Annotated in this window: 6 protein-coding genes; 5 read left to right on the forward strand and 1 reads right to left on the reverse strand. The window is 67.8% G+C overall.

Going from position 1 to position 6000, the window contains the following annotated elements; translation table 11 throughout:
- The first annotated feature begins 121 nt into the window (after positions 1–121).
- Genes E1263_RS31090 through E1263_RS31105 form a run of 4 tightly spaced genes read left to right on the forward strand, consistent with a single transcriptional unit; the run spans position 122 to position 3538 of the window.
- Positions 122–808, forward strand: a complete 687-nt coding sequence (locus E1263_RS31090) for an aggregation-promoting factor C-terminal-like domain-containing protein (RefSeq protein WP_132173845.1) — start codon at positions 122–124, stop codon at positions 806–808.
- 24 nt (positions 809–832) lie between these two features.
- Positions 833–1477: a spermidine synthase gene (locus E1263_RS31095; protein ID WP_132173847.1), complete on the forward strand. Its 645-nt coding sequence runs from the start codon at positions 833–835 to the stop codon at positions 1475–1477.
- Positions 1478–1487: 10 nt separating this feature from the next.
- Complete coding sequence (locus tag E1263_RS31100) at positions 1488–2888, forward strand: class II fumarate hydratase (protein ID WP_132173849.1); 1401 nt, start codon at positions 1488–1490, stop codon at positions 2886–2888.
- Entirely contained in the window at positions 2885–3538 is a 654-nt protein-coding gene (locus tag E1263_RS31105; RefSeq protein WP_238161690.1) for a ribonuclease FAU-1 family protein, read from the forward strand. The genes E1263_RS31100 and E1263_RS31105 overlap by 4 nt, the downstream gene beginning before the upstream one ends.
- 107 nt (positions 3539–3645) lie before the next feature.
- Here the strand turns inward: E1263_RS31105 and E1263_RS31110 are convergent, their stop codons facing one another.
- Positions 3646–5307 carry a fumarate hydratase gene (locus E1263_RS31110; RefSeq protein WP_132173851.1) on the reverse strand — a complete coding sequence of 554 codons (1662 nt, stop codon included), beginning with the start codon at positions 5305–5307 and terminating at the stop codon, positions 3646–3648.
- A gap of 120 nt (positions 5308–5427) precedes the next feature.
- Between E1263_RS31110 and E1263_RS31115 the strand changes: the two genes are divergently transcribed.
- Positions 5428–6000 (forward strand): DUF1707 SHOCT-like domain-containing protein (locus E1263_RS31115; RefSeq protein ID WP_132173853.1); only part of this gene is annotated, 573 nt, incomplete at its 3' end.

The raw sequence follows: 6000 nt of genomic DNA on the forward strand, positions 1-6000 counted from the left end.
CGGCGCGGTCGCCCCTGCGGCGGCCGCGCCGAGGCTTGTGACCTGCTTGTGATCACGCTCGGTTTAGGTCAAAGTATGGTTCTGTTGCACGCCGACGGGGGTCGGGTTCTCGGAAGGAAAGATGAAAGCGAAGCGCTCCGTCGCGGCTCTCTCATTGACAGGGATCGCCGTGGTCACCGTGGTCACAGGTATCGACCTCTTCAGCTCCGCCGGGAGCAGCTCCGCCTCCGGGCGTGCCGAGCTCGCGGTCGTGAACAGCGAGAAGGCCCACGCCGCCCCGCTGCCGACCCAGCAGATCCTGACTCAGCAGGAACAGGCCGAGGAAGCAGTCCGGCTCCGCAACCAGGTCGAGGCCCGGGCCATGGACATGCAGGCGTCCCAGGACGCCGCCTGGCGCGCGAGAGTGGCCAAGAACGCCGCCCTCAAGCGCTACCAGGCGCTCCAGAACACCGACCGCAGCTCCCGCGAGGAGCGCGCCAGCCGCGATGCCGAGCGGAAGAAGTTCGAGGGCACCCCCAAGCAGATCGCGATGAACCTGCTGCCCGACCACGGCTGGGGCCAGGGCCAGTTCAGCTGCCTGGAGAAGCTGTGGAACAAGGAGTCGCGCTGGAACCCCCGCGCCGACAACCCGACCTCCTCGGCGTACGGCATCGCCCAGGCCCTCCCCGGCAACCGCATGGCCGCGTACGGCGCCGACTGGCGCACGAACCCGGTCGTCCAGATCAAGTGGGGCCTCGACTACATCGAGGACCGCTACGGCTCCCCCTGCTCCGCCTGGAGCCACTCCCAGGCCAAGGGCTGGTACTAACCCCAGCTTCGAGATGATGGGCCCGTGACGGAGATTGCGCGGGCTCATTCGGAGCGTGGGGACCTGTTGCTGCGGCGGCGCGAGGATGGTGCGCTGGAGTTGCGGGTCAACGGGGTGTTCGTGATGGACGACGTGGAGACGTCGAGCGAGGAGCTGCTGGCTTCGGCGGCGTTGGCGTCGGTACGGCGGCCTGAGCGGGTGCTCGTGGGTGGGCTGGGCCTGGGGTACACGGTGCGGGCGTTGTTGCGTGATGTTCGTCTCGGCGCGGTGGTGGTGGCGGAGATCGAGCCGGAGCTGGTGGCGTGGATGCGGGCCGGCTTGGTGCCGTCGGTACTCGACGATCCGCGGGTATCGGTGGCGGTCGGGGACGTGCGGGCAGTGATCGCCGCGGCGGACGAGGCGTCGTACGACGCGATTCTGCTGGACGTGGACAACGGCCCGGACTTCCTTGTGTACAACGAGAATTCGGCGATCTACTCGGCCGACTTCCTGATCGTCTGCCGGGAACGGCTCAGGGCCGGCGGGGTGTTGACGGTGTGGTCGTCGTCGGAGTCGCCGGCGCTGGCTCGTGCGGTGGAAGTGGTGTTCGGAGCGTGCCAGGTGACGCCGGTGCCAGTGCGGTTGCAGGGGCGAGAAGAGCTCTACTACGTCTACCAGGGCGCGACGTAGGCTGACTGGTATGGGTGAGAACGTGGAATACCGGATCGAGCACGACACCATGGGCGAGGTCAAGGTCCCCAAGGACGCGCTGTGGCGGGCACAGACCCAGCGCGCGGTGGAGAACTTCCCGATCTCCGGGCGGCCGCTGGCCCCGGAGCTGGTGCACGCGCTCGCTCAGATCAAGGCCTCGGCCGCCGTCGTCAACGCTGAGTTGGGCGTGCTGGACGCAGAGCGGGCGGCCGCGATCGTGGCCGCCGCCGACCGGGTGACCGCGGGGGAGTACGACGCGGAGTTCCCGATCGACGTGTTCCAGACCGGCTCCGGTACGTCGACCAATATGAACGTGAACGAGGTTCTCGCGACACTGGCGACCCAGGCGGGCGTGGAGGTGCACCCGAACGACCACGTCAACGCCTCGCAGTCGAGCAACGACACCTTCCCGTCGGCGATCCACGTCGCCGCGACGGCCGGGGTGGTCCACGAGCTCCTGCCGGCACTCGACGTACTGGTGGCGTCGTTGTCGCGGAAGGGCGCGGAGTTCGCCGAGGTCGTGAAGTCGGGGCGCACGCACCTGATGGATGCGACGCCGGTGACGCTCGGCCAGGAGTTCAACGGCTACGCCCAGCAGGTACGGCGGGGTGCGGAGCGCGTGCAGTCGTCGCTGCCGCGGGTGTCGGAGCTCCCGTTGGGTGGGACCGCGGTCGGGACCGGGATCAACACTCCGCCTGGGTTCGCCGCCAAGGTGATTGTTGAGCTGAACCGCCGTACTGGGTTGTCGTTGACCGAAGCACTCGACCACTTCGAAGCTCAAGGAGCGAGGGACGGCTTGGTCGAGCTGTCCGGGCAGTTGAAGACGATCGCGGTCAGCCTGACCAAGATCTGCAACGACCTGCGCTGGATGGGTTCCGGGCCGCGGGCCGGGCTCGGCGAGATCGCGCTGCCGGACCTGCAGCCGGGGTCGAGCATCATGCCGGGCAAGGTGAACCCGGTGATCTGCGAGGCCACGCTGATGGTTGCGGCCCAGGTGATCGGCAACGACACCACGATCACGGTGGCCGGTGCCGGCGGCAACTTCGAGCTGAACGTGATGCTGCCGGTGATCGCGCGCAACCTGCTCGAGTCGATCACCCTGCTCAGCAACACGTCCCGCCTGCTGGCGGAGCGCTGCGTCGACGGCATCACCGCGAACGTCGACCATGCGCGGGCGCTGGCGGAGTCGTCGCCGTCGATCGTGACACCGCTGAACCGCTACATCGGTTACGAGAACGCGGCCGTCGTGGCGAAGAGTGCGCTCAAGCAGGGCAAGACGATCCGCGAAGTCGTGATCGAGAACGGCCATGTGGCGAAGGGCGATCTGACCGAAGAGCAGTTGGACGCGGCCCTCGACGTACTGTCCATGACCCGACCGGCCCAGTCGTGACCTACTGGACTCCTGGGACCACGATCGAGTGGGTCTACGCCAACGACCACAACCTGCCCACCGTGCGGCCGATGACGGTCGTTCGCGACGATGCGGATGGTCTGGTGGCCTGGCTCGCGCCGGGCACTCCGATCCTGAAGACGGTGCTGACCGACGGCCGTGAACTCCGGCACGCTGGTCCCGTCGGCATGTTCACCGAGCCGCGCGCCCTGAAGCTCGACACCTGGCGCGGCACCGGCATCCTGAAGGTGCTCCCCACTGGCAAGCCGTGGTCTGTCTGGCACTTCTGGGGATCCGACGGGAGGTTCCACGGCTGGTACGTGAACCTCGAGCTCCTCCACACCCGCGACTTCGCCGGGCGTCGCACCAGCACCCGCGACAACGTCCTCGACCTGTGGATCACCCATGACCGCGTCGTCCAGTGGAAAGACGAGGACGAGCTGGAAGGTGCAGTCGTCGCGGGCCGCTTCACCCAGGCCGAGGCCGACCGCATCACCGCGACCGCCCACGACGCCGTACAGGACATCGAGTCGTGGACGGCGCCGTTCAGCGACGGTTGGCGGACCTGGAGCGCACCCGCCGACTGGCCGCTGCCCGCAGCGCCTACTTCCCCCGTGCCCACGCTGATCGCCGACCACCTAGTCAGCTGAAGCGGACCCCAGCCACTCACCAACCTCCCCAAACCACCTACCCGGCCGCCGCGCTGAGCGTGCGAACCGGGTGCTCGGCGAAGTTGGTGAGTGGGGGCGGTCCGGGCCTACCTAGGCCGGGTAGTCAGCGGGACCGGCTTGCGGGTGTCGGTGAAGAAGTCGTTGCCCTTGTCATCGACCACGACGAAGGCGGGGAAGTCCTCGACCTCGATCTTCCAGACCGCTTCCATCCCGAGCTCGGCGTACTCGAGCACGTCGACGGACTTGATGCAGTCCTGAGCCAGTCGCGCCGCGGGGCCGCCGATGGAGCCGAGGTAGAAACCGCCGTGCGCCTTGCAGGCGTTCGTGACCTGCGCGGAACGGTTGCCCTTGGCAAGCATGATGAACGAACCGCCGGCCGCCTGGAACTGGTCGACGTACGCGTCCATCCGGCCCGCGGTGGTCGGGCCGAAGGAGCCGGAGGCGTAACCCTCGGGAGTCTTGGCCGGGCCTGCGTAGTAGACGGCGTGATCGCGCAGGTACTGCGGCATCGGCTCGCCGGCGTCCAGGCGCTCCTTGATCTTGGCGTGCGCGATGTCGCGGGCGACCACCAGCGGGCCGCTGAGGGACAGCCGCGTCTTCACGGGAAGCTTGGTGAGCTCGGCGCGGATCTCTGACATCGGCCGGTTCAAATCAATCCGTACGACGTCCGCGTCGTCGTCGAGGTGCTCATCGGTCGTCTCCGGCAGGAAGCGGGCCGGGTCACGCTCGAGCTGCTCGAGGAACACACCTTGCGGCGTGATCTTCGCCCGGGCCTGGCGGTCGGCCGAGCAGGAGACAGCGATCGCCACCGGCAAGGATGCGCCGTGCCGCGGCAGGCGGATCACGCGGACGTCGTGGCAGAAGTACTTCCCGCCGAACTGCGCGCCGATCCCGAAGTCCTGCGTGAGCTTGAAGACCTCCTCCTCCAGCTCCACATCCCGGAACCCGTGCCCCACCGGCGAACCGGTAGTCGGCAACGCGTCCAGGTAGTGCGCTGAGGCGTACTTCGCGGTCTTCAGGGCGAACTCGGCCGAGGTGCCACCGACCACGATCGCCAGGTGGTACGGCGGGCAGGCCGCCGTACCGAGGGACCGGATCTTCTCGTCCAGGAACTTGATCATCCCGGCCGGGTTGAGCACGGCCTTGGTCTCCTGGAACAGGAACGACTTGTTCGCCGAGCCGCCACCCTTGGCCATGAAGAGGAACTTGTACGCCGGATCGCCCTCGCCCGGAGTCGAGTAGAGCTCGATCTGCGCCGGAAGGTTCGAGCCGGTGTTCTTCTCGTCCCACATGTTCAGCGGGGCCATCTGCGAGTAGCGCAGGTTCAGCTTCGTGTAGGCGTCGTAAACGCCCCGGCTGATCCACTCCTCGTCGACCGCCCCGGTCAGAACGCCCTCGGACTTCTTGCCCATGACGATCGCCGTACCGGTGTCCTGACACATCGGGAGCACACCGCCGGCCGAGATGTTCGCGTTCTTCAGCAGGTCGAGCGCGACGAACCGGTCGTTCCCGGACGCCTCGGGGTCGTCGATGATCCGGCGCAACTGCTCGAGGTGCGCGGTCCGCAGGTAGTGCGAGATGTCGTGCATCGCCTCGGCGGTGAGCAGTTGCAGCACCTCGGGCTCAACCTGCAAGAACGTGCGGTCGCCCGCCGTGAAGGTGCTGACACCCTCGGTCGTGAGCAGCCGGTACTCCGTGTCGTCAGGGCCTAACGGGAGCAGATCGGAGTACGTGAAGTCGGCGGACACCGCTAGACCTCCATGGACAGTGGACTGGACTCATCCAGCCTAATCTCCGGGGTTGGATCAGGGGTCGCTAGGGGAGGTTTCGGAGGGCAAGCGAACTCCGGCGAGCGTAAGGTTTTGGACGTGGCACAGGATGAGGTTCCCCAGGACAACCGCCCGCAGGACGCCGTACCGGCACCGGTGGATCCGGCGCTGCGCCGCCGGGTGTCCGACGCCGAACGCGAAGAGGTCGCCGACGTCCTCCGCGACGCCGCCGGCGAGGGCCGTCTGTCCTACCTCGAGCTCGAGGAGCGACTCGAGACGCTGTACACCTCCAAGACGTACGGCGAGCTCGTCCCCCTCACCGCCGACCTCCCCAACGGCCTGGCGCAACCCACGGCGCCCGCCGCCGCACCCCAGCCCGGCAGCACCGTCCACACCGCCCCGGCGATCAACGTCTTCCTCTCCGACACCAAACGCCTCGGCAACTGGATCGCCCCCCAGCGCCAAGAGGTCCACGCCGTCCTGGGCGACGTGACGCTCGACTACACCGAGGCCCACGTCCCGTACGACGACATCTACGTCGACGTCCGGTGCATCTTGGCCGACGTCAAGATCCGCGTCCCCGCCGACGCCGTCGTCCTCCTCGACTCCAACCCCATCCTCGGCTCCGTCTCCGAACAAGCCGCCACCCTGCTCCCCGCCCCAGCCCCCAAC

The sequence above is a fragment of the Kribbella antibiotica genome, assembly GCF_004349055.1.
In the GTDB taxonomy this organism is placed as follows: domain Bacteria; phylum Actinomycetota; class Actinomycetes; order Propionibacteriales; family Kribbellaceae; genus Kribbella; species Kribbella antibiotica.